The organism is Camelimonas fluminis (assembly GCF_014656355.1).
Taxonomy (GTDB): Bacteria; Pseudomonadota; Alphaproteobacteria; order Rhizobiales; family Beijerinckiaceae; genus Camelimonas; species Camelimonas fluminis.
Map to the genome: position 1 here is coordinate 1 of NZ_BNCG01000115.1, position 2,095 is coordinate 2,095.

The 2,095-nt window shown below is 60.7% G+C and carries 1 protein-coding gene and 1 pseudogene; both read right to left on the bottom strand.

What is annotated here, in order from left to right:
- A pseudogene (locus IE243_RS22610) lies at positions 1–406 on the bottom strand (hypothetical protein); the annotation flags it as partial.
- Positions 407–503: 97 nt separating this feature from the next.
- The coding region (locus tag IE243_RS22615; RefSeq protein ID WP_210319965.1) for a TraB/TrbI/VirB10 family type IV secretion system protein at positions 504–2,095 on the bottom strand (1,592 nt) is incomplete at its 5' end.

Sequence of the window (2,095 nt, forward strand, 5' to 3'; positions counted from 1 at the left end):
CCCACCACAGCGTCTCACCCAGATTGTCGCGGAATCTCACCCTGTTTGTCGCGCGGCAAGGGGCAGCGCCGTAAACTACAGGCACGCCCTGGGGGCCAAAATTCCGCATGTTCTGGAGGTTCGAGACCATGAATGCGAGTTGGGTGAGGTATATGAGTGTGAGTTCCTCGTCGAGGTTGAATGCGTAGAGCGAGCCGTTGGGGAGCGGCTTTCTGAGACGTTGGATTACCTCCCCGGGTCGGTTGATCTGGATCTCTTCAATCTCCGGGTGCTCAAGCCATTTGGCGAGCGGCCGCAGAAACGTGGCGAGAATTTCCCGCTGGGCGGGGTCCGTGAATGAGATGGGTTCGCCGGGGTCTGAGGCGCCCGGGGTCGATGCTGGTTTGCGGACCTGGGTAGTATCCATTGTGAGTGACCCTGTTTTGCGGGACGGGCGGGTTCGCGCGCCGGTCGCTGTCGGTGGCAGGCGCCCGGGTTTCGGGCGCGTGCTGGGGGCAATGGTGCTAGTCGGAGAGCACCCCCCATGGGGCGGCGCCGGATGGCGCACGTCTGGTTGTCTGGCTAGTTTGAGGTTGGGCGCGTTGCCGCAGTTGGGATGCCGAAGGGTCTGTCCCGTCGAGGGCAACGGTGCTTTGTGTACTTTGGCCGACTGTTTCCGGCTGGTTTGTAGCCGGTCGGGCGGACACCGTGGGCTGCATGTTCAGGTTGCCCGGGAGGATGGGAAAGCCGTTGTTGTCGAGGATCGCCTTTTCCTGGGGAGGGTGCACGACGATTGGCTGGCCGGTGACAGGATCGTAAGTGACCCTTGCCCTGCTTGTGCTCGCCGGCGCGGTTGGTTGGGCTATAGCCGCTGCAGGCGCCTGGCGAACATTTTGGGCGATAGCCGTAGGGTCGGCGGAGCCGAAGCTCGCCCGTGCGCGCTCTGAGAGAATGCGGGCCCGCATTTCCTTGGTTGGATTGATGGGCTTCAGGTAGAGGTCGCGGGAAGGGAAGATTGTGAGACGGGTTCCTGGGGGAACTGTGCGGATTGGTGCTATCTGCTGGCCTTCTTTTTGAAGCTCCGCAGTGATGCCCTGGAGGTACTGGTTCGCCTGCTGGGTCGCGACAGAGCGCGCATCCTGCTGCACGATAGCCTGGTTGGTATTGTAGCCGTAGTTGTTGCTGTATTGGCCAGTCCCAGTGGCGTTCCCCGAATTCTGGACAGTCTGCTTGCCGTCGAGCCCAAGCGTGACACCAACGTTGAGGACAGTGGTGAGTAGGGACATTCCGTACCGCTCAAGGTAGCGGTTGTCGATGTGAGCTGGTGCACCTGGGCGTCCCATGGCGTCGCCACCGTAGGCCTCGATAGCGAAGACGGCGCCGTCGGGTCTCTGGATGCGGGTCCACTGGATCTGGACTTTCTCTTCGCCGGTTGAGCCGGATGCGCCGACTGTTCCGATGACGGCGGAGCCCCGGGGGATCACGATGAGACGGCCTTCGCCGCCGTATATGTCACGTTCAACCTGGGCGACGGCCCGGTTTGAAAACCGGGTGTCGACACCAATTTTCAGGACAGCGGGGATTGGCTTGTCCATCGTGACAACGCGCGTCAGGTCGCTCGGGAATGTCGACATTGAGCGATTGAAGCCGACCTCGCTCCACGAATCCGTTTCGGGAGATTGAGGGCCAATCGTGGTTTCGTTGTCGAAGCCACCGAGATCGGAGCGGTTGGCCAGATACGCAACGAGAGCCGGATTTTGCCGGGTATCTTCGACAGGCGCCGCCTGAACAATCACTTGTGGCTTTTCGGGTGGCGGTGGCCTGACGGCTTCGCCCACCATTACGACCATGCGATCGAGGGTTTTTTTGGAGCCGTCGCTGTTGTCGGACTCGGCGTGGATGGCGATTTGTTTGTCGACCCGGACCGGGTCTGCGGGATCGAACAAGACGTCGACGGTGCAGGTCTCATCGACAGCAAGCGTTTTTCCTACGCATTTTGCTGAATCGATTTGGATACCAGAAGCCTGCGTGAAGCTCATGCTGATCTGCCGGATAATCGTAACCGCTGTCCTGCTCCCACCTTCTGCGTTGATTGCTGATGTAGGAAGATCGACTG